The following is a 23,690-nucleotide window of genomic DNA, read 5'->3' as shown; positions in this document are numbered from 1 at the left end:
CTGGAGAATTTATTATGGCGAAAGAATTTGGTCGCCCGCAGCGCGTGGCCCAGGAGATGCAAAAAGAAATTGCCATCATCCTGCAGCGTGAAATCAAAGACCCGCGTCTGGGCATGATGACCACCGTTTCCGGCGTGGAAATGTCCCGTGACCTGGCCTATGCCAAAGTGTATGTCACCTTCCTCAACGACAAAGATGAAGCCGCGGTGAAAGCGGGCATCAAAGCGCTGCAGGAAGCCTCTGGCTTTATCCGCTCTCTGCTGGGCAAAGCGATGCGCCTGCGCATCGTGCCGGAACTGACTTTCTTCTACGACAACTCGCTGGTCGAAGGGATGCGCATGTCCAACCTGGTTACCAGCGTGGTGAAACACGACGATGAGCGTCGTGTTAACCCGGACGACAGCAAGGAGGACTAATGAGTCGTCCTCGTCGTCGCGGCCGCGACGTGCACGGCGTATTGCTGCTGGATAAGCCTCAGGGCGCCTCCAGCAACGATGTGCTGCAGAAAGTAAAACGTATTTATAACGCCAACCGCGCTGGGCATACCGGCGCGCTGGATCCGCTGGCGACCGGTATGCTGCCGGTTTGCCTTGGCGAAGCGACTAAGTTTTCCCAGTATCTGCTGGACTCCGATAAGCGTTATCGCGTGATCGCCAAACTTGGCCAGCGTACGGATACCTCCGACGCCGATGGTCAGGTGGTGGAAGAACGCCCGCTAACCTTTAGCGAAGAACAACTGGCGGCGGCGCTGGATAGCTTCCGCGGCGAGACTCAGCAGGTGCCGTCGATGTACTCGGCGCTGAAGTATCAGGGTAAAAAACTGTACGAATACGCTCGTCAGGGCATTGAGGTTCCGCGTGAAGCCCGGCCGATTACGGTCTATGAGCTGCTGTTTATTCGCCATGAAGGCGATGAACTGGAGCTTGAGATCCACTGCTCGAAAGGCACCTACATCCGTACGATTATCGATGATTTGGGTGAGAAACTTGGCTGCGGCGCGCACGTGATTTTCCTGCGTCGCCTGGCGGTGAGCAAATACCCGGTCGAGCGGATGGTGACCCTGGAGCAGCTGCAGGCGCTGGTCGAACAGGCGGCGGCGCAGGATATTCCTGCCGCGCAACTGCTTGATCCGCTGCTGATGCCGATGGACAGCCCGGCTTCGGATTACCCGCTGGTTCATATTCCAGAAACTTCCGCGGTCTACTTTAAGAACGGTAATCCGGTTCGTCAGTCAGGCGCGCCGCTTAACGGGCTGGTGCGGGTGATGGAAAGCGAGTCCGGCAAGTTCCTCGGCATGGGCGAAATCGACGATGAAGGCCGCGTCGCGCCTCGTCGTCTGGTGGTGGAATACCCGCAGTGAGCGCTTTTGTTGCGATAAAAGCCTGCTACGAGTAGAATATTGCCGCTTAACGTCCGCTAAAGTGTTTTAACATTTTCGGGCGTTGCATCAGGGGTTGCTGAATTAGAGATCGGCACCCTTTCTTTACTTATAATTTTGGAGTTTGAAAATGTCTCTAAGCGTTGAAGCTAAAGCACAAATCGTTTCTGAGTTCGGTCGTGGCGCAAACGACAGCGGTTCTACTGAAGTTCAGGTTGCACTGCTGACTGCACAGATCAACCACCTGCAGGGTCACTTTGCAGAGCACAAAAAAGATCACCACAGCCGTCGTGGTCTGCTGCGCATGGTTTCTCAGCGTCGTAAACTGCTCGACTACCTGAAACGTAAAGATGTTGCACGTTACTCCGCGCTGATCGAGCGTCTGGGTCTGCGTCGCTAATTCTGCGAGTTTCAGAAAAAGGGGCCTCACGGCCCCTTTTTTCGACCGGGCGGCAGCAATTCATTAAAAACTCATGTATTGTTGCTATTAATGATCTTCATGCAGAGGTTCGCGCGGCTAATGAGAGGCTTCATCCGCAGGGGCGGGTAAAGGTTGTCATTAGTCGCGAGGATGCAGAGGATCGGGTCATCAGGCGCGATATCGTGGATATGGCGTCATTTTTAGATAAAAGGATAGAATTTTGCTTAATCCGATCGTTCGTAAATTCCAGTACGGCCAACACACCGTAACCCTGGAGACCGGCATGATGGCGCGCCAGGCAACGGCCGCTGTGATGGTTAGCATGGATGACACCGCGGTATTCGTTACCGTTGTGGGTCAGAAAAAAGCGAAACCGGGCCAGGACTTCTTCCCGCTGACTGTTAACTACCAGGAGCGTACTTACGCTGCCGGTAAAATCCCGGGTGGCTTCTTCCGTCGTGAAGGCCGTCCAAGCGAAGGCGAAACCCTGATCGCGCGTCTGATTGACCGCCCGGTTCGTCCGCTGTTCCCGGAAGGCTTCGTTAACGAAGTTCAGGTTATCGCGACCGTTGTTTCCGTTAACCCGCAGGTTAACCCGGATATCGTCGCGATGATCGGCGCATCCGCAGCGCTGTCTCTGTCCGGTATTCCGTTCAATGGCCCAATCGGCGCCGCTCGCGTGGGTTACATCAACGACCAGTACGTACTGAACCCAACCCAGGAAGAGCTGAAATCCAGCAAACTGGATCTGGTGGTTGCCGGTACCGAAGCGGCCGTACTGATGGTTGAATCCGAAGCTGAACTGCTGAGCGAAGACCAGATGCTGGGCGCGGTGGTCTTTGGCCACGAGCAGCAGCAGGTTGTTATTCAGAACATCAACGATCTGGTGAAAGAAGCCGGTAAACCACGTTGGGACTGGCAGCCGGAAGCCGTCAACGAAGCGCTGAACGCGCGCGTTGCTGCGCTGGCTGAATCCCGCCTGAGCGATGCTTACCGTATCACCGACAAACAAGAGCGTTACGCTCAGGTTGACGTCATCAAATCTGAAACCATCGCTACGCTGGTTGCTGAAGATGAAACCCTGGACGCCAACGAACTGGGTGAAATCCTGCACGCCATCGAGAAAAACGTTGTTCGTAGCCGCGTACTGGCAGGCGAGCCGCGTATCGATGGCCGCGAAAAAGACATGATCCGTGGTCTGGACGTTCGTACCGGCGTACTGCCGCGTACTCACGGTTCCGCACTGTTTACCCGCGGCGAAACTCAGGCGCTGGTTACCGCGACTCTGGGTACCGCACGCGACGCGCAGAACATCGACGAACTGATGGGCGAGCGCACGGACTCCTTCCTGTTCCACTACAACTTCCCTCCGTACTCCGTAGGCGAAACTGGCATGGTGGGTTCTCCGAAGCGTCGTGAAATCGGTCACGGTCGTCTGGCTAAGCGCGGCGTTCTGGCCGTAATGCCGACAATCGACGAATTCCCGTACACCGTTCGCGTGGTATCTGAGATCACCGAATCCAACGGTTCTTCTTCCATGGCTTCCGTCTGTGGCGCATCTCTGGCGCTGATGGACGCTGGCGTGCCGGTGAAAGCCGCCGTTGCGGGTATCGCAATGGGTCTGGTGAAAGAAGGCGACAACTTCGTCGTACTGTCCGACATTCTGGGTGACGAAGACCACCTTGGCGATATGGACTTCAAAGTTGCGGGTTCTCGCGACGGTATCTCTGCGCTGCAGATGGATATCAAAATTGAAGGTATCACCAAAGAAATCATGCAGGTTGCTCTGAACCAGGCTAAAGGTGCGCGTCTGCACATCCTGGGCGTGATGGAACAGGCGATTAACGCGCCGCGCGGCGACATCTCCGAATTCGCGCCGCGTATCCACACCATCAAGATCAACCCGGACAAGATCAAAGACGTTATCGGTAAAGGCGGTTCTGTTATCCGTGCTCTGACCGAAGAAACCGGCACCACCATCGAAATCGAAGATGACGGTACCGTGAAGATCGCAGCGACCGACGGCGACAAAGCGCAGCATGCTATCCGCCGTATCGAAGAGATCACCGCTGAGATCGAAGTTGGCCGTATCTACAATGGTAAAGTGACCCGCATCGTTGACTTTGGCGCATTCGTTGCCATCGGCGGCGGTAAAGAAGGTCTGGTTCACATCTCTCAGATCGCTGACAAGCGCGTTGAGAAAGTGACTGATTACCTGCAGATGGGTCAGGAAGTACCGGTTAAGGTTCTGGAAGTTGACCGTCAGGGCCGCGTACGTCTGAGCATTAAAGAAGCAACTGAGCAGACTCAGCCAGCTACCGCGCCGGAAGCTCCGGCCGCAGAGCAGGGCGAGTAAGGTTGCCGATTGCCCTCCGCTTCGGCGGAGGGTCTATTCCGGGCAGGATGCCTTTTTGCAGCCGGGGAACTGGACGTTCATCCAATCGTTGTCTTCGGGAGTGGGAAATGAAGCCTTTTCTGCGCTGGTGTTTCGTGGCGACAGCTCTCACGCTGGCAGGATGCAGCAACTCTGCCTGGCGTAAGGACGCCGTCCTCGCGGTACCATTGCAACCGACTTTGCAGCAAGAAGTGATTCTGGCGCGCATGGAACAAATTCTTGCCAGTCGGGCTTTAACCGATGACGAACGCGCACAGCTTTTATATGAGCGCGGAGTGTTGTATGATAGTCTCGGTCTGAGGGCATTAGCGCGAAATGATTTTTCACAAGCGCTGGCAATCCGACCTGATATGCCTGAAGTATTCAATTACTTAGGCATTTATTTAACGCAGGCAGGCAATTTTGATGCTGCCTATGAAGCGTTTGATTCTGTACTTGAGCTTGATCCAACTTACAACTACGCGCACTTAAACCGCGGCATCGCTCTGTATTACGGTGGCCGTGCTAAGTTAGCGCAAGATGATCTGCTGGCGTTTTATCAAGACGATCCCAATGATCCTTTCCGCAGTCTGTGGTTATACCTCGCCGAGCGTAAGCTTGATGAGAAGCAGGCGCTTGAAGCACTGAAACAGCGCTTCAACAAGTCGGATAAAGAGCAATGGGGATGGAACATTGTCGAGTTCTACCTTGGCGACATTAGCGAAAAAGAGCTGATGACCCGTCTGAAGGCAGACGCAACGGATAACACCTCGCTCGCTGAGCATCTCAGTGAAACCAACTTCTATTTAGGTAAGTACTACCTAAGTCTGGGGGACAAGGACAGCGCTACGGCACTGTTCAAACTGGCGGTCGCTAACAACGTTCATAACTACGTTGAGCACCGATACGCATTGTTGGAATTATCGCTCTTGGGCCAGGAGCAAGATGACCTGGCAGAATCGGACCAGCAATAGCTGACGAACACACATCAGCCCATTTTTTGATTGCCATCACCTTCGCGGGTGAGGGCGTTGTTGTTCGTTAATACACCTACTTTGAGCCGGTTCACACTTTTCAATGAAAATTACTCTAAATTTTCACGATGAGTTATGTAGACTGGCCGCCATTAATTTTGAGGCACACGTACTACATGGCTGAATTCGAAACCACTTTTGCAGATCTGGGCCTGAAGGCTCCTATCCTTGAAGCGCTTAACGATCTGGGTTACGAAAAACCATCTCCGATCCAGGCTGAGTGCATTCCGCATCTGCTGGACGGCCGCGACGTTCTGGGTATGGCCCAGACCGGTAGCGGTAAGACTGCAGCGTTCTCTTTACCGCTGCTGAACAACATCGATCCTGAGCTGAGAGCACCGCAGATTCTGGTGCTGGCGCCGACCCGCGAACTGGCGGTACAGGTTGCTGAAGCAATGACGGAATTCTCTAAACATATGCGCGGCGTAAACGTGGTTGCCCTGTACGGCGGCCAGCGTTATGACGTGCAGCTGCGCGCCCTGCGTCAGGGGCCGCAGATCGTTGTCGGTACCCCGGGTCGTCTGCTGGACCACCTGAAGCGCGGTACGCTGGATCTCTCTAAACTGAGCGGCTTGGTACTGGACGAAGCAGATGAAATGCTGCGCATGGGCTTTATCGAAGACGTAGAAACCATTATGGCGCAGATCCCGGAAGGTCATCAGACCGCTCTGTTCTCCGCCACTATGCCGGAAGCGATTCGTCGCATTACCCGCCGCTTCATGAAAGAGCCGCAGGAAGTGCGCATTCAGTCCAGCGTCACCACGCGCCCGGACATCAGCCAGAGCTACTGGACTGCTTACGGCATGCGTAAAAACGAAGCGCTGGTGCGTTTCCTGGAAGCGGAAGACTTTGATGCGGCGATTATCTTCGTGCGTACCAAAAACGCGACCCTGGAAGTGGCAGAAGCGCTGGAGCGTAGCGGTTATAACAGCGCCGCGCTTAACGGCGATATGAACCAGGCGCTGCGTGAGCAGACCCTGGAGCGCCTGAAAGACGGTCGTCTGGACATCCTGATCGCCACCGACGTTGCGGCCCGCGGCCTGGACGTTGAGCGCATCAGCCTGGTTGTTAACTATGACATCCCGATGGATTCCGAATCTTACGTTCACCGTATCGGTCGTACCGGTCGTGCGGGTCGTGCGGGTCGCGCGCTGCTGTTCGTTGAGAACCGTGAGCGTCGCCTGCTGCGTAACATCGAACGTACGATGAAGCTGACGATCCCTGAAGTAGAACTGCCGAACGCAGAACTGCTGGGCAAACGTCGCCTGGAGAAATTCGCCGCTAAAGTTCAGCAGCAGCTGGAAAGCAGCGATCTGGACCAGTACCGTGCGCTGCTGGCGAAAATCCAGCCGACCGCGGAAGGCGAAGAGCTGGACGTAGAAACGCTGGCCGCTGCGCTGCTGAAAATGGCCCAGGGCGAACGTTCTCTGATCGTTCCGCCGGATGCGCCGATGCGTCCGCGTCGTGAATTCCGCGATCGTGATGACCGTTTCGAACGCCGTGGCGACCGTAATGACCGCGGCCCGCGTGGCGATCGTGAAGATCGTCCGAAGCGTGAGCGTCGTGACGTGGGTGAGATGGAACTGTACCGCATTGAAGTGGGCCGTGATGACGGCGTTGAAGTTCGTCATATCGTTGGCGCGATCGCTAACGAAGGCGACATCAGCAGCCGTTACATCGGTAACATCAAGCTGTTCGGTTCTCACTCCACCATCGAACTGCCGAAAGGTATGCCGGGCGAAGTGCTGCAGCACTTTACTCGTACCCGCATCCTGAACAAGCCGATGAACATGCAGCTGCTGGGCGATGCGCAGCCGCGCACCGAACGTCGTGGCGGCGGCGAGCGTCGTGAAGGCGGTCGTGGCTTCGGCGGCGAGCGTCGTGAAGGCGGTCGTAGCTTCGGTGGCGAACGTCGTGAAGGCGGTCGTGGTGAAGGTCGTCGTTTCAGCGGCGAACGTCGTGAAGGCGGCCGCGCGCCGCGTCGTGACGATGCTTCCGCGCCGCGCCGTGATGATTCCGCGGGTCGTCGTCGTTTCGGTGGCGATGCGTAATAAGCGCAATCCGCTAGCGTAAAGTAAATAATACAGCCCCGATCGTCATGATTGGGGCTTTTTTTATTTCTTTTGTACTCGTGTACTGGTACAGTGCGTCATGCTCAACGTGAGCGAAGTATTTTCGACTGGAGATTTCGGCAAATGGCGACACTAACCACTACGGCCACCCGACCGTCTTTATTTGGCGGCGTGGTGATTATCGGCGGCACAATTATTGGCGCGGGCATGTTCTCGCTGCCGGTGGTTATGTCCGGCGCGTGGTTCTTCTGGTCGCTGGCGGCGCTGGTTTTTACCTGGTTCTGCATGCTGCACTCCGGTTTGATGATTCTGGAAGCCAACCTTAACTACCGGATTGGCTCCAGCTTCGACACCATTACCAAAGACCTGCTCGGCAAAGGCTGGAACCTGGTAAACGGCGTGTCGATCGCCTTTGTGCTGTATATCCTGACCTACGCCTATATTTCGGCGAGCGGTTCGATCCTGCACCACACCTTCAGTGAAATGTCGCTGAACGTACCCGCGCGCGCTGCGGGCTTCGGCTTCGCGCTGCTGGTGGCCTTTATCGTTTGGATGAGCACGAAAGCGGTAAGCCGCATGACGGCTATCGTACTGGGCGCTAAGGTGATTACCTTCTTTCTGACCTTCGGCAGCCTGCTGGGGCACGTCGAGCCGACGACGCTGTTTAACGTCGTGGAGAAGAATGCCTCCTATGCGCCATACCTGCTGATGACGCTGCCGTTCTGTCTGGCCTCGTTTGGCTATCACGGTAACGTGCCGAGCCTGATGAAATATTATGGTAAGGATCCGCGTACCATTACCCGCTGTCTGATTTACGGTACGCTGCTGGCGCTGGGTCTGTATGTGGTCTGGCTGCTGGTGACGATGGGTAATATCCCTCGTCCGCAGTTTATCGGTATCGCCCAGAAGGGCGGCAACATTGATGTGCTGGTGCAGGCGCTGAGCGGCGTGCTGAATAGCCGCGGTCTGGATCTGCTGCTGATGGTGTTCTCCAACTTTGCCGTCGCCAGTTCCTTCCTCGGCGTGACGCTGGGGCTGTTCGATTATCTCGCGGATCTGTTTGGCTTTGACGATAGCGCGATGGGACGCTTTAAAACCGCGCTGTTGACCTTTATCCCGCCGATGATCGGCGGGCTGGTGAAACCAGATGGCTTCCTTTACGCCATCGGCTATGCCGGTCTGGCGGCGACGGTATGGGCGGCGATTGTGCCGGCGCTGCTGGCCCGCGCTTCGCGTAAACGCTTCGGTAGCCCACAGTTCCGCGTTTGGGGCGGAAAACCGATGATTACGCTGATCCTGCTGTTCGGGCTCGGCAACGCGGTGGTGCATTTCCTGTCGAGCTTTAATCTGTTGCCGGTTTATCAATAACCGCATCGCCCGGTGGCGTGACGCGCACCGGGCTTACCGCGTCACTAACCTAACAACTCCTCTTTCACCTGCATCGCTAAATCAAAGGAATGCAGGCGCGCCTGGTGGTCGAAGATCTGGCCGTTAACCATGATTTCGTCCGCTTCCGTTTCGCGAAGAATCGACGCTAACCCGTGGCGAACTTTGGTTTTATCGCCAACCAGCGACATGCTTAATGCCTGCTGCACACCATACTGCTCGGACGCTGACCAGAGCTGATGCATATTTTCCACCGGCGGCGGCAACTGCCCGGTTTCGCCGCGGCGCAGCTTAACGAACGCCTGCTGCATCGAAGTAAAGAGGAACTCCGCGTCGCGATTGCTATCGGCGGCGATAATATTGATGCATACCATCGCGTACGGTTTTTCGAGCCGCGCCGAAGGTTTGAAATTGCTGCGATACAGATGCAGCGCCTGGAATAACATGTCCGGCGCGAAGTGAGAGGCGAAAGCAAACGGCAGACCAAGCTGCGCCGCCAGCTGCGCGCTGTACAGGCTTGAGCCCAGCAGCCACACCGGAATTCGTTCGCCATAGCCGGGAACCGGGCGCACCTGCGGATGAGCATCGCGGGCGTCAAACCAGTCCACCAGCTCCGCCACATCGCGCGGGAAATTATCGACATCGCCGCTCATATGGCGACGCAGCGCGCGCATGGTCGGCTGATCGCTGCCCGGCGCGCGGCCAAGGCCGAGATCGATACGTCCGGGATACAGCGTATTCAGGGTGCCGAACTGTTCGGCGATCACCAGCGGCGAATGGTTAGGCAACATCACGCCTCCGGAGCCCAGATGCAGGGTGGTGGTATTGGCGGCAAGATAGCCAATCAACACCGAAGTCGCCGCGCTGGCAATGCCCACCATATTATGGTGCTCAGCCAGCCAGTAACGGTGGTAGCCGCGGGATTCCGCCAGCCGGGCGAGAGCGAGAGAGTGGGAGAAGGCTTCTTTAGCCGAAGATCCCTGCGGGATCGGCGCCAGATCGAGCACCGAGAACGGAATGGTTTTATCAGTCATAACAGCTCACTTTGTCGACGGTGAATCTTTTAATAGTGCATTAAAAATTAATAACCGTTGTTAACAAAGTGAGCTTTTACACTTCACCTTACGCCTGCAGCTCCAGCCCGGCCAGCCGTTTCCAGTAGCCGTTGCAATCGCTGTTGGCGGTGAGATCCAGCGGCGCAGCGCCATTTTCGTTGGCGCGGAAGGCGTCGAGCATGGCGAAGGTCTCGCTGCCCATCGGCGACAGGCGCACCATATCCACCAGACCGTGCATCGAGGTTAACTCGTTGCCAAGGTTATAGACGTAGCCGCTCATCGTCTGAATGCCGTTAAGCACAAACACCTGCTGGTTCTCCTGCGACAGCATGCTGCGCCCGGTTGGATACTTGATGCAGCAGGTTTCGCATTCGTCTTTTGGCCGGTCTTCCGAGCGGGCGGTAAAGCAGCGTGCGGAATAAGCCAGCGGCAGATGGCCGTAGCTCAGCACTTCGACTTCAAACTGGTTGCGAATGCCCAGTTCTTCGCACTGGGTCAGCAAATTAGCCAGCCAGTCGCGGGAAAGCTCCACTGGCATGCACCAGCGCGTCATGCCCTGCTTCAGCAGGAGGCGCAAAGTGACGGCGTTGTAGCAGTTCAGCGCATGACCGGCGACGAAGGGCAACTTGCGTTCGGCGCAGAGGTTGACCACGCCGAGGTCACTGGCTTCAATCAGGAATTCGCCATTCTCGACATAGCGCTTCAGCTCGCCCAGTTCGGAGGAGGCCTGCACCAGCGCGAGGGTGGAGAGCACCACCTGCTTGCCGCTACCGGCCAGCGCTTTCGCCATTTCGATCCAATCGCCGACTTTAGTGGCGCGGCGCTTGCTGCACACCGCCTCGCCCAGATAAATGGTGTCAGCGCTACTGTTTGCCGCCTGCTGGTAAAAATCTTCCAGCGTCTCTTTTGGCCAGTAGTACAGCACCGGCCCTAATGAATATTTCATGTTTCTCACTGCCATTTACGGTGATAGGCGCCAAGGGTGGTTTGCGTTCCTTCGGACATCGAACCAAGGGTTTCCATCCATGCGGATTGCGGCACGAAATTCTGCGGATCGGCTTTACAGCGGTCGATCGCCTGACGCCAGACTTTCGCTACCTGGGTGACGTATGCCGGGCTGCGCTGACGGCCTTCGATTTTTACTGAGGCGATATTGGCGGCCATCAGTTCTGGCAACAGCTCCAGGGTATTGAGGCTGGTGGGTTCTTCCAGCGCGTGGTAGCGCTCGCCGTCGACCAGGTAGCGGCCTTTGCACAGCGTCGGATAACCGGCATTCTCGCCATCCTGATAGCGATCGATCAGCACTTCGTTAAGGCGTGACTCCAGACCCTGCGGCGTTTGCTGCCAGCGGACGAAGCGCGCGGGCGAACAGGCGCCGACGGTATTTGGCGATTCGCCGGTGAGATACGACGAGAGATAGCAGCGGCCTTCCGCCATGATGCATAAGCTACCGAAGGCGAAGACTTCCAGCGGCACCGGCGTGGCGCGGGCTAACTGTTTCACCTGGTGAATGGATAACACCCGCGGCAGTACGACGCGGGCAACGTCAAAGTTGCGGTGATAAAAACGCACCGCCTCTTCGTTAGTGGCGGACGCCTGCACTGAAACGTGACGTTCAATGTGCGGATAGCGTTCCGCGGCGTACTCCAGCATGGCGATATCGGCGAGGATAAGCGCGTCGGCGCCCAATTGCGCGGCCATATCCACAGCACGCTGCCAGCGGGCATAACCGTCGGGATGGGCGAAGGTGTTAATCGCGATATGTAGCTTACGGCGATGCTGGTGCACAAAGCTGACGGCTTCCTGCAATTTCTTTTCGGTGAAATTAAGGCCGGCAAAGTGGCGGGCATTGGTGTCATCTTTCAGCCCGATATACACGGCATCGGCGCCGTTTTCGATGGCCGCCTTAAGTGCCGGGAGGTTACCGGCGGGGCAGAGCAGCTCCATAATTTTTCCTGAAAAACGCGGCCGGTCAGGGACGCAAAATGGTTAACGAGCTGGGATTTTAGTTAACCTTCTGGTGACAATTTTTGATTTGAGGCAGTTAAAAGCGTATTGGTGGGCTCAATAGCTGGCGACCATCATCGCGATTTTGTTGATTTACGCCGCTATGTCGTTTATTTGATATGGCACAATAGCGAAACTATTGCATGCATGGAGTGAAGCTTGTGTTGGATGAACTGCGTTCCCGGCTGGTCCGTTTTGGCCCGTCTTTAATGAGCGTGCCGGTTAAGCTGGCGCCTTTTGCCCTCAAGCGCCAGGTGCTGGAACAAGTATTGAGCTGGCAATTTCGCCAGGCGCTGGCGGATGGAGAACTGGAGTTTCTCGAAGGTCGCTGGTTAAGTATTAATGTGCGCGATATTGGCCTGCTGTGGTATACCTCGGTAGTCGATGGTCGCCTGGTGGTCAGCCAGCAGGCTGACGCCGACGTCAGCTTTAGCGCCGATGCCAGCGATCTGCTGATGATTGCCGCGCGTAAACAGGATCCGGATACGCTATTCTTCCAGCGTCGTCTGGTGATTGAAGGTGATACTGAGCTGGGTCTATACGTGAAGAACCTGATGGATGCCATCGAGCTGGAGCAGATGCCGAAAGCACTGCGGGTCATGCTGCTGCAGATGGCGGATTTTGTCGAAGCAGGCCTGAAGAGCCCGCAGAAACCTGAACAGACATCGGTAGGTGAGGCATGCTGATTCGAGTGGAAATTGGGATTGATGCGCCGGGTATCGACGCGCTGCTGCGCCGTACGTTCGGCAGCGACGCGGAAGCGAAGCTGGTGCACGATCTGCGTGAAGATGGTTTGATCACGCTGGGCTTAGTCGCCACTGACGATGAAGGCCAGGTGGTGGGCTACGTCGCCTTTAGCCCGGTCACCGTCGAAGGCGAAGAGCTGCAGTGGGTCGGTCTGGGGCCGTTGGCGGTAGATGAAAGCTATCGCGGCCAGGGTATTGGCCGACAGCTGGTCTACGAAGGGCTGGATTCATTAAATGAATTTGGCTACGCCGCGGTGGTTACGCTGGGCGAACCGGCGCTGTATGGCCGTTTAGGCTTTGAACCCGCCGCCGCGTTCGATTTACGCTGCCGCTGGCCGGACACCGCTGAAGCCTTCCAGGTGCACCGTCTGGCGGATGACGCGCTGCAGGGCGTACACGGTCTGGTCGAGTACAGCGATCATTTCAATCGCTTCTGAGCCCCTCCAGCAGGGTCTCGAACGAACCATCCCCGGCAACGAGGCGCTCTTTCTGGCGCTTCGTTAGCTGCTTGATGCGATACTCCAGCCGCAGAGCGAGTGAGTGGTCACCAACTTTCTGACAAAACGCCAGCGCCAGTTCGCCTTTGCCGCGCAGCGCTTTCGCTCCTTTGCCTTCCTGATGCTGAAGAAAGCGGCGCGGAACATCGGTGGTGATGCCGGTATACAGGCGGTTATCAGCGGTTCGAATAAGATAGAGAAACCAGCACACGGTAATAACGTCAGTCTGTTAGGGTGTGTGCACCATAGCATAATGGAGAATAAAGATGGATACGCTTGCCGCGATTAGCCGCTGGCTGGGTAAACAACACGTCATCACCTGGTGCGTCGCACGTGATGACGAGCTGTGGTGCGCCAATGCGTTTTACGTTTACGACCCGGATAACGTCGTTTTTTATCTGCTGAGCGACGAAAAAACCCGTCACGGCCAGATGACCGGCGAACGCGCGAAGGTCGCCGGGACGGTCAACGGCCAGCCAAAGACCGTTGCCTTAATCCGCGGCGTGCAGTTTAAGGGGGAGATCCGCCGCCTTCACGGTGACGAAGAGGCTGAGATGCGAAAACGCTACGTTAAACGCTTTCCTGTCGCCCGCATGTTGTCGGCGCCGGTGTGGGAGATCCGTCCCGACGAGCTTAAATTTACCGACAACACGCTGGGTTTTGGCAAAAAGCTATATTGGCTGCGCGACTCAAGCCCCGAGCAGGCGTAGCGCCTCGCGATTGAACGCCGGAAGATCGTCCGGGGTTCTGCTGGTGACTAACTGATCGTTATCAAGCACCACTTCCTGATCGTAAAACTCACCGCCGGCGTTTTTCACGTCGACCACGATGGGTTTAACCGCCGTGAGCTTACGCCCGCGAATGACGTCTGCGCTGATGAGTAACTGCGGGCCGTGACAAATGGCAAAGACCGGTTTACCGCTATTCACGAAGTCGCGAGTAAAAGTGACGAAGCGCTCATCACCCCGCAACTGGTCCGGTGAATAGCCGCCAGGCAGCAACAGGGCGTCAAACTGCGCCGGCGTCACGTCATCAATCGCTTTGTCGATCGCCACTTCAGCCTCGCCTTGCTTCCCTTTTACCGTTTTTCCCGCCTGTTTCTCAATTGTCACGACCTGATGCCCGGCAAGTTTAAAAGCCTCGGCAGGTGAGGTGAATTCAGAATCTTCGAAGTCGTCGGTGATTAGTACGGCAATCTTTTTACTCATTCTTCCTCCGATCTTTTGGCAGTGAATGAGGCATTTCCATGATGATGGTGGATACTTACCTCGTAAGCTATTAAGCCTGGAACATGTGGGGCAAAGTGCAAGGCAGACAATTCTGCAAAGGAGATTTGATGAGTCAGGTATTATTAACCGGCGCGACTGGCTTAGTTGGTGGGCACTTACTTCGTCTGCTACAGAGTGAGCCGCGTATTAGCGCGATTGCTGCGCCAACGCGCCGTCCGCTTGCTCCGGCGGAGGGGATATTCAATCCACACGATCCGGAGTTGACCGATGCACTGGCGCAGGTGGTTGATCCTGTCGATATCGTATTCTGCTGCCTGGGCACCACGCGACGGGAAGCGGGGAGTAAAGAAGCGTTTGTGCATGCTGACTATACGCTGGTGGTGGATACGGCGCTGGTCGGGAAGCGCCTCGGGGCGCAACATATGCTGGTGGTCAGCGCGATGGGCGCCAATTCGCATTCGCCCTTCTTCTATAACCGCGTGAAAGGAGAAATGGAAGAGGCGCTGATTGCGCAGGAGTGGCCGCGACTGACCATTGCCCGTCCTTCGATGTTACTGGGCGATCGGGAGCATAAACGCGCCAATGAAACGCTCTTTGCACCGCTATTTCGTTTTCTGCCTGGAGACTGGAAAGCCATTCAGGCCCGCGATGTGGCGACGGCTCTGCTGGCCGAGGCGCTGGCGCCGAGCCATGAAGGCGTCCAGATCCTGACCTCGTCTCAGCTACGGGAACGCGCCGCCCGGCAGGCGGATTAATCATTTTCAAATTTGGACGGCAGGCGTAGTATTCACCTCCTTATTTATTATCTCTTCTCCCTGGGGAATGCTATGGCTGGTCAGTCTTCATCTCAGGCGGCATCACCATTTCAATGGTGGAAACCCGCACTGTTCTTTCTCGTCGTTATCGTTGGCCTGTGGTACGTCAAATGGCAGCCGTATTACGGTAAAGCCTTTACGGCCGCGGAAACCCACAGTATCGGTAAATCTATTCTCGCCCAGGCTGATGTAAACCCGCTGCAGGCGGCATGGGATTACGCGATGGTTTACTTCCTCGCGGTCTGGAAAGCGGCGGCGCTCGGCGTGCTGCTCGGTTCGCTTATTCAGGTGCTGATCCCCCGCGACTGGCTGCTGCGCACGCTTGGGCAATCTCGTTTTCAGGGTACGCTGCTGGGAGCAATTTTTTCGCTACCGGGGATGATGTGTACCTGCTGCGCCGCGCCGGTTGCCGCCGGAATGCGTAAACAGCAGGTGTCGATGGGCGGGGCGCTGGCGTTCTGGATGGGCAACCCGCTGCTGAACCCGGCGACGCTGGTTTTTATGGGTTTCGTGCTTGGCTGGCAGTTTGCTCTGATCCGGCTGGTGGCCGGGCTGGCGACGGTGCTGGTGGTGGCGACGCTGGTGCAAAAATGGGTAAAAGAGGCGGCGACGCAGCCGGTAGCGGCAGAAGACGTTAGCCAACTGAAGAATGATGAGGGCAGTTTTATCAACCGCTGGCTGCGCGCGCTGTGGTCGCTGTTCTGGAGTACGATCCCGGTTTACATCCTCGCGGTGCTGGTACTGGGCGCGGCGCGGGTCTGGCTGTTCCCGCATGCCGAGGGCGCGGTCGATAACACGCTGTTCTGGGTGATCGCAATGGCGATAGCCGGTTGCCTGTTCGTTATCCCGACGGCGGCGGAAATTCCGATTGTGCAGACGATGATGCTGGCTGGAATGGGCACCGCGCCGGCGTTGGCGCTGCTGATTACCTTGCCCGCGGTGAGCGTACCGTCGCTGGTTATGTTGCGTAAGGCGTTCCCGGCTAAAGCGCTGTGGCTAACCGGCGGGCTGGTGGCGTTGTGCGGGGCGATCGTCGGCGCGCTGGCGCTGGTGTAATTTATCCGGAGCGGGGCGCCGGATTTTGTGCCGGGTGGCGGCTGCGCCTTACCCGGCCTACGGTCCGTGCGGCCTGCCTTTAATTTATACTGCCGCTTACCGGGGCTACAGCGCAGCGCTATTTGGTAGCCCGGCTTAGCGAAGCGCCAGCCGGGTTAGATAACGTTTATTTAAGATAGGTAAACGCGGTGGTGACGCGGCTCACGCCGCTTACCCGGCTGGCGATATCCGCCGCCGCGCGGCCTTCACGGTCGGTGACCAGGCCCATCAGAAACACTTCGCTGTTTTCGGTCGTCACTTTCACGTTGGAAGACTTCACCTGATCGCTGCCCAGCAGTTGGGAACGAACTTTGGTGGTGATCCAGGTATCCGACGACGCGGTGCCTAAGCCAATCGGCTGGCCTTGACGCACTTCATTGAAGACTTCGGTAGTCCCTTCAACTCCCATCGCGATTTGTTTGGCGCGAGAGGAGAGATCGGCGGTCGGCGACTGGCCGGTCAGCAGGACCTTACCCTGATAAGCGGTGACGTTAATACGCGCTTCTTTCTTAATCTGTTCATCTTTCCCTAAGGCGCTGTTAACGCGTAGCTCCAGGGTGCTGTCATCAACCTGCGTACCCACCGTACGCGGGTCCGTTGCCGCTTTGGTGCCGACGGCTGCCGTACCGACTACCGCTGCGGCGACGCAGCCCTGTAGCAGTAGCGCAGAAAGCAGGATGGCGAGGGGCGAGAGAGCCTTCATGTGTTCTCCTTATTCGTCCTGGTGTGGAAAAAGCGTGTTATCAATCAAATCGCACAGACAATTGACGGTAAGCATGTGCATTTCCTGGATCCGCGCGCTGCGGTGCGAAGGAATGCGGATTTCAACGTCCTGCTGACCTAACAGGCCAGCCAGCTCGCCGCCGTCGTAACCAGTTAACGCCACGATAGTCATATCGCGGGTGACCGCCGCTTCCACGGCTTTCACGATATCCCGGCTATTGCCGCGCGTAGAAATCGCCAACAGTACGTCGCCGGCGTGACCCAGCGCGCGCACCTGTTTAGCGTAGATTTCATCATGCAGGCGATCGTTGGCGATTGCGGTTAAGACCACATTATCGGTATTTAGTGCAATGGCGGGTAAACCAGGGCGCTCTGTTTCGAAACGATTGATCATGCTGGCAGCAAAATGCTGTGCGTTGGCGGCGGAGGTGCCATTACCACAACAGAGGATTTTGTTGCCGTTAAGCAGCGACTGAACGAGCGTCATAGCCGCTCGCGAGATGGCGTCCGGGAGCGCTTCCGCGGCGGCGATTTGGGTTTGAATGCTTTCGGTAAAGCAGGCTTTAATTCTGTCGAGCACGGGATCCCTTAAATCTGATAATACGCTATTCGCCAAAGGCGTTTTTCAGCCATTGGATGTCGTTGCCGGTGAAGGCTACCACATCGAAACGGCAATCCACAGTATCAAAACTCCCATTCTGCCGGGAGAGCCACAGACGAGCAGCCTTGAGAAGACGTTGTTGCTTTTGCGGCGTGACGCTGGCGGCGGCATCGCCGTAGCTGGCGCTGCGCCGGTAGCGCACTTCGACGAACACGATAACCGCGCCGTCGCGCATAATAAGATCGATCTCGCCGCCGCGCTCGCGGGCGTTGGCGGCGATAAAACGCAGTCCATGCCGTTCTAACCACCGACGCGCCTGGCTTTCCCAGGCGTCGCCGGTCTGTTTGCTTAGTTGGCTGCGACGATTTGTCCCTGTTGGTACTTGAGCCATGATAACTTCCTGTTGATCACGCAGTCCGGCGTGGCCGTCAGATCGCCCGTATTGCCGTTCAGCTCGTAACCTGGGCTCTGGCGCATTTGCGCGAAATGATTCGCCAGCGACCAGGCGTCGGCGCCCATCGCATACAGACGCGCCAGCGAGTAGTCGTTACGCACGGCTGAGAGCGCCTGCTGCATCAGCGCCGGGTTACTGCCAGCCAGCATCGGGATTTCACTATATTGCAGGCCTTCCATCTCCAGACGGAAATCCGGGCCGGAGGTGCCCTGGGCGCTGCGGGAGCTGGCGTACAGGGTGACGTTGCTCTGGCTGCCGTTGCGCATGGCGATCAGCGGCTTGATATAGCCAATTTGTTCCGGGGTAGCGACGATATAGGCGGCATCGATGCTGCCGCCGCTGCTGACCGGAACGTCGCCTGGGCTGCCGAGCGAGCTATCCACAGATGACGGCAGCGTCGATACCGGGCTGCCGGTCAGCGAGATGCCGCCACCGTTGACGCCGGATTTCAGCTCCGCCGTCGATCCCAGACGTTGCTGCAGCACCGTACCGCCGCCCAGTTTCAGCCACTCGTCGGCGAATGCGCTGACCACGCGGTCGCCAAGCGCGCCGCGCGGCACCAGCAGTAACGGCGTTTGCTTGCCCTGATCGTGAATATGACGCGCCGCGTCGCGGGCTTCATCTTCCGGGGAGAGCGCGAAGTAGCACAGGTTCGGGCGGTTCTCGACTTTACCCGGCTGGTTAAGGGCGAGCACGTTCAGCGAGGTGTTGCTTCTCATCACCTCTTCGACGTTTTCTTTCAGCAGCGGGCCGACCACGAGGGTGGCGCCGTCCTGCTGCACCTGCGCCAGCAGCTGGCTCATCGGCTGGCTGGTGGTATCGTAAATTTTCAGTTCAGCGGCAGGATTGGCGGTGGTCGCCACCGCGGGCTGCGGCTGCGCGGCTGGCGCGCTCACCGGTTGTGCTACCGGTTGTGCTGCCGGCGTTGCGGTAACCGGGGCGGATAGCGGAGCGGCTGCTGGTTTCGCGGCAGGCGCGGCCTGCGTCTCCGCTGGCGCCTGCACCGGCGCGGCCTGGCTGCCGGTGGCGGTGAGATCGCCGACTTCCGCCTGCGAAGGGCTCACCACATCGTTATTGCCGGCAACATTCGCCGCCTGGGCGACCTGCGCCGGCACTGCGCTACCCTGGACCGCTGGGGCGCCATTCTTCGCCGCTTCAAAACCCTGCTGGATAGTGCGGCCGAAAATCGCCGCCTGGCCGTTCAGAGGCAGCAGCAGGGCGATTTTATTGGTCGAGGCCGGTTTATAGTTTTGCATATTCACCAGCGCAGTGGGCAGCATCTGCGCCCCCGGGTTCTGCGGATAACGGATTTGCCAGTCTTTGACGCCCGCTTTCAGCATTGCCGGATCGTTGCGGTTGTCGAACCACATCCGCTGCAGATCCAGCCAGCCCTGCAGCACGTTTTCGTCGGCATTGATTACCAGCGCGTTGGCCTGCTGTGGGGTCATCGCCGTTAGCGCTTTCCATGTGGCGTCGATGTTTTGTTGTTTTTGCTTCGTCTGGTTTAGCAGGGGCTGCTGGGCAATCAGCGCACGCAGCAATGCCAGAGACGGCTGTCCCTGGCTGGCGTCAATTTGCGCCTGCCAGTAGCGCGGCTGCTGATTTTTCTCAAAACTGAGAGGATCGAGTTTGCTCAGCAATGCCTTCGCGCCCTGGTAATCGCCTTGCGCCAGTTTGACTTCCACCGCCAGCAGCGACTGTTCACGGGCCTGCGTGCTGTTCAGGTTCGACGGCAGTTGGTTGTACAGGTCGATAGCCTGCTGCTTCTTACCTTCCTGCAGCAGTGCACGAATGGCGAGTAATTGCCAGTTGGTCTTGCTATCATTCGTGCTTTGCTGCATCTGCTGTAGGTAGAAACTGGAGTTGGCCTGCGACGTACCCTGCATAAACGCCGTGCTTTGATCCTGCGTGTGGGTGCCGCAGCCAGCAAAAAGAAGAGTAGCCAGCAATACGGGCAGACAGCGCGCGGGCTTAGAACGAAGAAATGTTGACGGTACCATATGTATCCAGTGATATTTTTTTGGCTCAATGCTCAATATTAAATCGGCAATACGGACGAGACAATGAAACAACACGAATCAGCGGATAATTCTCAGGGGCAACTGTACATTGTGCCCACTCCGATAGGGAATCTGTCTGATATCACGCAGCGCGCACTGGAAGTGTTGCAAGCTGTTGATTTAATTGCTGCGGAGGATACCCGCCATACCGGTTTGCTGCTGCAGCATTTTGCGATTAACGCCCGTTTATTTGCCCTTCACGACCATAACGAGCAGCAAAAGGCCGAAACACTTTTAGCGAAATTAAAAGAGGGGCAGAACATCGCGCTGGTGTCCGATGCCGGCACGCCGCTGATTAACGATCCCGGCTACCATCTGGTGCGTACCTGCCGTGAAGCCAATATTCGCGTCGTGCCGCTACCGGGCCCTTGTGCTGCGATTGCCGCTCTGAGCGCCGCCGGTTTGCCGTCCGATCGTTTCTGCTATGAAGGTTTCCTGCCGGCGAAATCGAAAGGCCGCCGCGATACCCTGAAGGCGCTGGAAGAAGAGCCGCGCACTATTATCTTTTATGAGTCAACGCACCGTCTGGTGGAGAGCCTGGAGGATATCTGCGCGGTTCTGGGCGAATCCCGTTACGTAGTGTTGGCACGCGAGCTGACCAAAACCTGGGAGTCTATCCACGGCGCGCCGATTGGCGAGCTGGTGGCGTGGGTGAAGGAAGACGAAAATCGCCGCAAAGGCGAGATGGTGCTGATCGTCGAAGGTTTTAAGGCCCAGGAAGAGGCGTTGCCGGCGGCCGCGCTGCGGACTCTGGCGCTGTTACAGGCGGAACTGCCGTTGAAGAAAGCCGCCGCGCTGGCCGCGGAAATCCACGGCGTGAAGAAGAACGCGCTGTATAAATACGCGCTGGAGCAGCAGGGATAACCACTGCGCCCGGGGTTAACCGGGCGCGGCTGACTATTTTACCGGCGTCGCTTCGAAAACCAGCGTTTGTAAGGGTTGTAGCGTAACAATAACCGCTTGCTGGTAATCAGCTGGGAAGGTCGCGTTACTACCGTAAACGCTTTTTAACGTAAATCGCGATGTCTCTCCCTGCGGTATCTCGAACGCTTTTGCGAGATCCAGGAAATACTGCTGCGGTTTATCTGATGGGTTACGCAGGCCTAATATCGCCTTATCTTTCTTCCATGAAGCCCAGCCGTAAACTTCCAGCGCGGTAGGATCGCCGCCGACCCAATGGGTATCCACCAGCACATCCGCATTTGCCCTCGACCATTTTGCCGCCTGCGCCAGGGTATCCCACTTCGCTTTGTTAAGCATCGATGGTGTGATGTATAGCTCCTGTAATTGCGTACCCGTCGCGAAATAGCTCCAGACCTGATCGGCGAAATCGCCATCGGTTTGCGGTTTTTCCAGCCCGTAATAGGCATTTTCAGCACTGACAATACCATGATACATCAGTGAGTTAAGCGGGAAGAGCGGCCCTTTACGCACAATTGAGCGATAAGTCTCGGCATCCCGATAGGTCATCCATTGCTGTACTGGCGTTCCAGGGCCATAAAGATTGATATCGTCTCCCTGGCGCCAGATAGCGTCAGCATAAAAGAGCCAGGAAGGACTGGCGTTTGTCCCGGTGGTTAAATTAATAAATTGATTAGGATTGGCGCTGCGCATGTTATGCAATAAAGCGATAGATGCATCAAAATCGGAAGCAAACTGACTACCCGCAATATGCGAATTTGCGTTGCCCATACCATCAAGCTTAAAAGAGGTAATATGCTCGTCTTTAATCAGCTTAATAATTTGTTGATTGAAGTTGTTGAAATAGTGCGGTCCGGATAGCGCGAATTTGCCATCGACCGTTTCAAAGCCATACTCTTTGGCGTGGGAGACGCGAATATCTCTGGGCTTGTTATAACCTCCCCAAGGGGAAAGCCACAGCCCTACAGAACTATGCATGCTGGCCGCTTTTTCTCGTACTTTGCTGAATCCCTGGCTGAAGGCGGGGCCAAAGAGCCATCTGCCGGTACGATCGTCCCAACCGTCATCCAGAAGAAAGGCATCTAATGTGACGCCGCGACCGGAAATAAACTCTTTATTCCATTCATCCATCCGGCTTAGCACATCCTGTTCGCTATAGGTGGTAAAGAAACCAATATCCATCCAGCTGTTATAGTGTAGATAGGGTTTATAGGGGCGTGGACGCACGGCATCAATAAAGATATTCACGCTGCGACGAAGTTGATTGGTTTCCGGAAAAGTGCCGAAGTAGGTCGTATAGCTGAGTGGTGCGGCGGGGTCGATGGCTGTTTTTAATTCTACATTCAGATTCGTGGTCGCCTCATATGCCCAGGTATTTACGATAGGTTTATCGGGCAATATAAAAAAGGTATCAGCCACAATCGGTGAACTATTGATTGCGCCATCGACATACGGTGCTTGCGATTGTTTTTTAGTCGGGAAAAAAGTTATTTTTGCCACGTCTCGCGATTGGCCTACCGCCGCGATGGTGTAATCAATACTCGCGTAGTTTCCCTTTATCAGGTTCATCTTTACCGTGACGTTAAAATCGGGGCGGGTATAATCGATAATAATAGAGTCGCTATTTTTCTCGACATTCTTTACTTTAAAATCAGCGGTGTGGATGATGGTTTCATCTGGTAGCGTGAGAAAAAACAGTTCTTGCGGTGAAAGTTGATGGGCCGATTTTTCATCTTTTACCATTGTTGCTGAGTTCGCATCGTTAAATGAAAGCGCCATCGATGCGTTATTTAATGTGTATTCAGCGGCCGCCGCGCTTTGCGAAACCAGTAGGGCCAGTAACGAAACAGTGAGCACTTTTTTCATTAGAAAGATCCTTGCTGTCGTTATATCAGAGGTTAATAACGTTAGCCCTCTCGGGCTAACGTTTTGTCATTGTATGGTGTTCAAGCTTCTGCGGCCTGTAATAGTCGGTTAGCGGAACCGCACACGCTAATTTTACTTTTTACAACTTCTTTCATCGCATCCATGCCGACACGCATGTAATAACGTGGGTCGTTACCTTGCGGATTGTCAGCAAACCATTTTTTCACCGCGGCGGCGAAGGCGATTTTGAGTTCTGTGGCGACATTGACCTTGCAAATTCCCAACGTGATAGCACGACGGACGTAGTCATCCGGTACATCGCTTGCGCCATGCAGCACCAGAGGGATATCGACCACTTCCCTGATTTCCGCCAGCCGTTGGAAATCAATCTTAGGCGTTTTTTGATATAGCCCATGAGCGGTACCGATCGCCACGGCGAGACTGTCGATACCGGTCAATTCGACAAAGCGTTTAGCCTCTTGCGGGTCGGTGAGAAAGGCGCTTTCCGCGTCAACGTTAAGATCGTCCTCCATTCCGCCAAGCCGTCCCAATTCCGCCTCGACGCTACAATCCAGCGCGTGGCAAAAATCGACGACTGATTTCACCAGCTTCACATTCTCATCAAACGGAAAATGGCTGCCATCAATCATTGCGCTGCGGACCCCGGCATTGACCTTACGACGAATATCCGCCAGCGACTCATGATGGTCGAGATGTAGCGCAATTGGCATCGCGTAGGTGGCGGAGTAGGCGTGGCAGAGCGCGTAAATTTCCTCCAGCGCGATATGCTTAAAGGTTCCCGGCGTGCCGGCAAGGATCACCGGCGATCGCATTTCACTGCATGCTTCCAGGATCGCCTGGATCGTCTCGGCGTTATGAATGTTAAATGCAGGAACCGCATAACCTTTACTCTGGGCATCCTGCAGAAGATATTTGGTGGAAATAATGCTCATGGC

At 56.2% G+C, this 23,690-nt stretch carries 25 protein-coding genes; 14 read left to right on the top strand and 11 right to left on the bottom strand.

Features of this window, described 5'->3' with window-relative positions; genetic code table 11:
- Positions 1-14 precede the first annotated feature (14 nt).
- The 8 genes from rbfA (at position 15) to mtr (ending at position 8,647) form a co-directional block, all read left to right on the top strand.
- The gene (gene rbfA, locus AC22LX_RS12890; RefSeq protein ID WP_002918248.1) at positions 15-416 is read left to right on the top strand and encodes a 30S ribosome-binding factor RbfA; all 402 of its coding nucleotides are present in this window, start codon (positions 15-17) and stop codon (positions 414-416) included.
- Entirely contained in the window at positions 416-1,360 is a 945-nt protein-coding gene (gene truB / locus AC22LX_RS12885) for a tRNA pseudouridine(55) synthase TruB (RefSeq protein WP_045394942.1), read from the top strand. Before rbfA ends, truB begins: the two co-directional genes overlap by 1 nt.
- A gap of 148 nt (positions 1,361-1,508) precedes the next feature.
- Positions 1,509-1,778, top strand: coding sequence for a 30S ribosomal protein S15 (rpsO, locus tag AC22LX_RS12880; protein ID WP_045394940.1), 270 nt, complete (start codon positions 1,509-1,511; stop codon positions 1,776-1,778).
- Between the two features lie 241 nt (positions 1,779-2,019).
- Positions 2,020-4,155, top strand: a complete 2,136-nt coding sequence (gene pnp, locus AC22LX_RS12875) for a polyribonucleotide nucleotidyltransferase (protein WP_045394938.1) — start codon at positions 2,020-2,022, stop codon at positions 4,153-4,155.
- 107 nt (positions 4,156-4,262) lie between these two features.
- Positions 4,263-5,147, top strand: a complete 885-nt coding sequence (gene nlpI / locus AC22LX_RS12870) for a lipoprotein NlpI (RefSeq protein ID WP_020077841.1) — start codon at positions 4,263-4,265, stop codon at positions 5,145-5,147.
- A 103-nt stretch (positions 5,148-5,250) separates the two neighbouring features.
- Positions 5,251-5,331 (top strand): protein YrbN, encoded by an 81-nt coding sequence (yrbN, locus tag AC22LX_RS12865; protein WP_086538083.1) that lies wholly within the window; start codon positions 5,251-5,253, stop codon positions 5,329-5,331.
- The gene (locus tag AC22LX_RS12860; protein ID WP_015369531.1) at positions 5,324-7,258 is read left to right on the top strand and encodes a DEAD/DEAH family ATP-dependent RNA helicase; all 1,935 of its coding nucleotides are present in this window, start codon (positions 5,324-5,326) and stop codon (positions 7,256-7,258) included. The genes yrbN and AC22LX_RS12860 overlap by 8 nt, the downstream gene beginning before the upstream one ends.
- A 144-nt stretch (positions 7,259-7,402) precedes the next feature.
- The gene (gene mtr / locus AC22LX_RS12855; protein ID WP_063447629.1) at positions 7,403-8,647 is read left to right on the top strand and encodes a tryptophan permease; all 1,245 of its coding nucleotides are present in this window, start codon (positions 7,403-7,405) and stop codon (positions 8,645-8,647) included.
- 44 nt (positions 8,648-8,691) lie between these two features.
- On the opposite strand, the gene AC22LX_RS12850 is transcribed toward mtr, so the two are convergent.
- From AC22LX_RS12850 to ubiU, 3 genes are all read right to left on the bottom strand, one after another.
- Complete coding sequence (locus AC22LX_RS12850; protein WP_045394935.1) at positions 8,692-9,699, bottom strand: luciferase-like monooxygenase; 1,008 nt, start codon at positions 9,697-9,699, stop codon at positions 8,692-8,694.
- An 88-nt stretch (positions 9,700-9,787) separates the two neighbouring features.
- Positions 9,788-10,666, bottom strand: coding sequence for a U32 family peptidase (locus AC22LX_RS12845; RefSeq protein WP_047044826.1), 879 nt, complete (start codon positions 10,664-10,666; stop codon positions 9,788-9,790).
- 5 nt (positions 10,667-10,671) lie between these two features.
- Positions 10,672-11,667: a ubiquinone anaerobic biosynthesis protein UbiU gene (gene ubiU / locus AC22LX_RS12840; protein ID WP_045377933.1), complete on the bottom strand. Its 996-nt coding sequence runs from the start codon at positions 11,665-11,667 to the stop codon at positions 10,672-10,674.
- Between the two features lie 221 nt (positions 11,668-11,888).
- On the opposite strand from ubiU, the gene ubiT reads away from it, so the two are divergent.
- Together ubiT and AC22LX_RS12830 are read left to right on the top strand one after the other, a co-directional pair.
- Positions 11,889-12,413 carry a ubiquinone anaerobic biosynthesis accessory factor UbiT gene (gene ubiT, locus AC22LX_RS12835; RefSeq protein WP_015369536.1) on the top strand — a complete coding sequence of 175 codons (525 nt, stop codon included), beginning with the start codon at positions 11,889-11,891 and terminating at the stop codon, positions 12,411-12,413.
- The gene (locus AC22LX_RS12830) at positions 12,407-12,910 is read left to right on the top strand and encodes a GNAT family N-acetyltransferase (RefSeq protein WP_045394934.1); all 504 of its coding nucleotides are present in this window, start codon (positions 12,407-12,409) and stop codon (positions 12,908-12,910) included. Before ubiT ends, AC22LX_RS12830 begins: the two co-directional genes overlap by 7 nt.
- Here the strand turns inward: AC22LX_RS12830 and AC22LX_RS12825 are convergent.
- Positions 12,897-13,187 carry a GIY-YIG nuclease family protein gene (locus AC22LX_RS12825; RefSeq protein WP_162184076.1) on the bottom strand — a complete coding sequence of 97 codons (291 nt, stop codon included), beginning with the start codon at positions 13,185-13,187 and terminating at the stop codon, positions 12,897-12,899. The two genes, AC22LX_RS12830 and AC22LX_RS12825, sit on opposite strands and share 14 nt — an antisense overlap.
- Before the next feature lie 49 nt (positions 13,188-13,236).
- Here AC22LX_RS12825 and AC22LX_RS12820 point away from each other — a divergent pair, with 49 nt between their 5' ends.
- Positions 13,237-13,680: a YhbP family protein gene (locus tag AC22LX_RS12820; protein WP_045394932.1), complete on the top strand. Its 444-nt coding sequence runs from the start codon at positions 13,237-13,239 to the stop codon at positions 13,678-13,680.
- Here the strand turns inward: AC22LX_RS12820 and AC22LX_RS12815 are convergent.
- The gene (locus AC22LX_RS12815; RefSeq protein ID WP_015703592.1) at positions 13,660-14,178 is read right to left on the bottom strand and encodes a type 1 glutamine amidotransferase domain-containing protein; all 519 of its coding nucleotides are present in this window, start codon (positions 14,176-14,178) and stop codon (positions 13,660-13,662) included. The two genes, AC22LX_RS12820 and AC22LX_RS12815, sit on opposite strands and share 21 nt — an antisense overlap.
- A gap of 128 nt (positions 14,179-14,306) precedes the next feature.
- Here AC22LX_RS12815 and AC22LX_RS12810 point away from each other — a divergent pair, with 128 nt between their 5' ends.
- Both AC22LX_RS12810 and AC22LX_RS12805 read left to right on the top strand, forming a co-directional pair.
- A complete protein-coding gene (locus AC22LX_RS12810; RefSeq protein ID WP_063447628.1) occupies positions 14,307-14,954 on the top strand; it encodes an NAD(P)H-binding protein in 648 nt (215 codons plus the stop codon).
- A gap of 72 nt (positions 14,955-15,026) precedes the next feature.
- Positions 15,027-16,070, top strand: a complete 1,044-nt coding sequence (locus tag AC22LX_RS12805) for a permease (protein WP_045394930.1) — start codon at positions 15,027-15,029, stop codon at positions 16,068-16,070.
- Between the two features lie 166 nt (positions 16,071-16,236).
- Here the strand turns inward: AC22LX_RS12805 and dolP are convergent, their stop codons facing one another.
- Genes dolP through AC22LX_RS12785 form a run of 4 tightly spaced genes read right to left on the bottom strand, consistent with a single transcriptional unit; the run spans position 16,237 to position 19,887 of the window.
- On the bottom strand, positions 16,237-16,812 hold the full coding sequence (gene dolP / locus AC22LX_RS12800) for a division/outer membrane stress-associated lipid-binding lipoprotein (RefSeq protein WP_045394929.1): 576 nt from the start codon (positions 16,810-16,812) through the stop codon (positions 16,237-16,239).
- A gap of 9 nt (positions 16,813-16,821) precedes the next feature.
- Positions 16,822-17,412 (bottom strand): DnaA initiator-associating protein DiaA, encoded by a 591-nt coding sequence (diaA, locus tag AC22LX_RS12795; protein ID WP_015369544.1) that lies wholly within the window; start codon positions 17,410-17,412, stop codon positions 16,822-16,824.
- 25 nt (positions 17,413-17,437) lie between these two features.
- The gene (locus tag AC22LX_RS12790; protein ID WP_045394928.1) at positions 17,438-17,824 is read right to left on the bottom strand and encodes a YraN family protein; all 387 of its coding nucleotides are present in this window, start codon (positions 17,822-17,824) and stop codon (positions 17,438-17,440) included.
- Entirely contained in the window at positions 17,782-19,887 is a 2,106-nt protein-coding gene (locus AC22LX_RS12785; protein WP_213293022.1) for a penicillin-binding protein activator, read from the bottom strand. Before AC22LX_RS12785 ends, AC22LX_RS12790 begins: the two co-directional genes overlap by 43 nt.
- A gap of 63 nt (positions 19,888-19,950) precedes the next feature.
- Here AC22LX_RS12785 and rsmI point away from each other — a divergent pair, with 63 nt between their 5' ends.
- Positions 19,951-20,811 (top strand): 16S rRNA (cytidine(1402)-2'-O)-methyltransferase, encoded by an 861-nt coding sequence (gene rsmI, locus AC22LX_RS12780; RefSeq protein WP_045394926.1) that lies wholly within the window; start codon positions 19,951-19,953, stop codon positions 20,809-20,811.
- A 33-nt stretch (positions 20,812-20,844) separates the two neighbouring features.
- On the opposite strand, the gene AC22LX_RS12775 is transcribed toward rsmI, so the two are convergent.
- Both AC22LX_RS12775 and kbaY read right to left on the bottom strand, forming a co-directional pair.
- Positions 20,845-22,734: an alpha-galactosidase gene (locus AC22LX_RS12775; protein WP_049061400.1), complete on the bottom strand. Its 1,890-nt coding sequence runs from the start codon at positions 22,732-22,734 to the stop codon at positions 20,845-20,847.
- Positions 22,735-22,814: 80 nt separating this feature from the next.
- Complete coding sequence (kbaY, locus tag AC22LX_RS12770) at positions 22,815-23,687, bottom strand: tagatose-bisphosphate aldolase subunit KbaY (RefSeq protein ID WP_045394923.1); 873 nt, start codon at positions 23,685-23,687, stop codon at positions 22,815-22,817.
- Positions 23,688-23,690: the final 3 nt, after the last annotated feature.

This window comes from Klebsiella sp. PK01 (assembly GCF_057624675.1).
This window is presented reverse-complemented; position numbering and strand designations above follow the sequence as displayed.

Bases quoted from the DNA above. Each gene is read 5' to 3' on its own strand.
- rbfA (WP_002918248.1), top strand. From the start codon at position 15: ATGGCGAAAGAATTTGGTCGCCCGCAGCGCGTGGCCCAGGAGATGCAA.
- truB (WP_045394942.1), top strand. From the start codon at position 416: ATGAGTCGTCCTCGTCGTCGCGGCCGCGACGTGCACGGCGTATTGCTG.
- rpsO (WP_045394940.1), top strand. From the start codon at position 1,509: ATGTCTCTAAGCGTTGAAGCTAAAGCACAAATCGTTTCTGAGTTCGGT.
- nlpI (WP_020077841.1), top strand. From the start codon at position 4,263: ATGAAGCCTTTTCTGCGCTGGTGTTTCGTGGCGACAGCTCTCACGCTG.
- yrbN (WP_086538083.1), top strand. From the start codon at position 5,251: ATGAAAATTACTCTAAATTTTCACGATGAGTTATGTAGACTGGCCGCC.
- AC22LX_RS12860 (WP_015369531.1), top strand. From the start codon at position 5,324: ATGGCTGAATTCGAAACCACTTTTGCAGATCTGGGCCTGAAGGCTCCT.
- mtr (WP_063447629.1), top strand. From the start codon at position 7,403: ATGGCGACACTAACCACTACGGCCACCCGACCGTCTTTATTTGGCGGC.
- AC22LX_RS12850 (WP_045394935.1), bottom strand. From the start codon at position 9,699: ATGACTGATAAAACCATTCCGTTCTCGGTGCTCGATCTGGCGCCGATC.
- AC22LX_RS12845 (WP_047044826.1), bottom strand. From the start codon at position 10,666: ATGAAATATTCATTAGGGCCGGTGCTGTACTACTGGCCAAAAGAGACG.
- ubiU (WP_045377933.1), bottom strand. From the start codon at position 11,667: ATGGAGCTGCTCTGCCCCGCCGGTAACCTCCCGGCACTTAAGGCGGCC.
- AC22LX_RS12830 (WP_045394934.1), top strand. From the start codon at position 12,407: ATGCTGATTCGAGTGGAAATTGGGATTGATGCGCCGGGTATCGACGCG.
- AC22LX_RS12820 (WP_045394932.1), top strand. From the start codon at position 13,237: ATGGATACGCTTGCCGCGATTAGCCGCTGGCTGGGTAAACAACACGTC.
- AC22LX_RS12815 (WP_015703592.1), bottom strand. From the start codon at position 14,178: ATGAGTAAAAAGATTGCCGTACTAATCACCGACGACTTCGAAGATTCT.
- AC22LX_RS12810 (WP_063447628.1), top strand. From the start codon at position 14,307: ATGAGTCAGGTATTATTAACCGGCGCGACTGGCTTAGTTGGTGGGCAC.
- AC22LX_RS12805 (WP_045394930.1), top strand. From the start codon at position 15,027: ATGGCTGGTCAGTCTTCATCTCAGGCGGCATCACCATTTCAATGGTGG.
- dolP (WP_045394929.1), bottom strand. From the start codon at position 16,812: ATGAAGGCTCTCTCGCCCCTCGCCATCCTGCTTTCTGCGCTACTGCTA.
- AC22LX_RS12790 (WP_045394928.1), bottom strand. From the start codon at position 17,824: ATGGCTCAAGTACCAACAGGGACAAATCGTCGCAGCCAACTAAGCAAA.
- AC22LX_RS12785 (WP_213293022.1), bottom strand. From the start codon at position 19,887: ATGGTACCGTCAACATTTCTTCGTTCTAAGCCCGCGCGCTGTCTGCCC.
- rsmI (WP_045394926.1), top strand. From the start codon at position 19,951: ATGAAACAACACGAATCAGCGGATAATTCTCAGGGGCAACTGTACATT.
- AC22LX_RS12775 (WP_049061400.1), bottom strand. From the start codon at position 22,734: ATGAAAAAAGTGCTCACTGTTTCGTTACTGGCCCTACTGGTTTCGCAA.
- kbaY (WP_045394923.1), bottom strand. From the start codon at position 23,687: ATGAGCATTATTTCCACCAAATATCTTCTGCAGGATGCCCAGAGTAAA.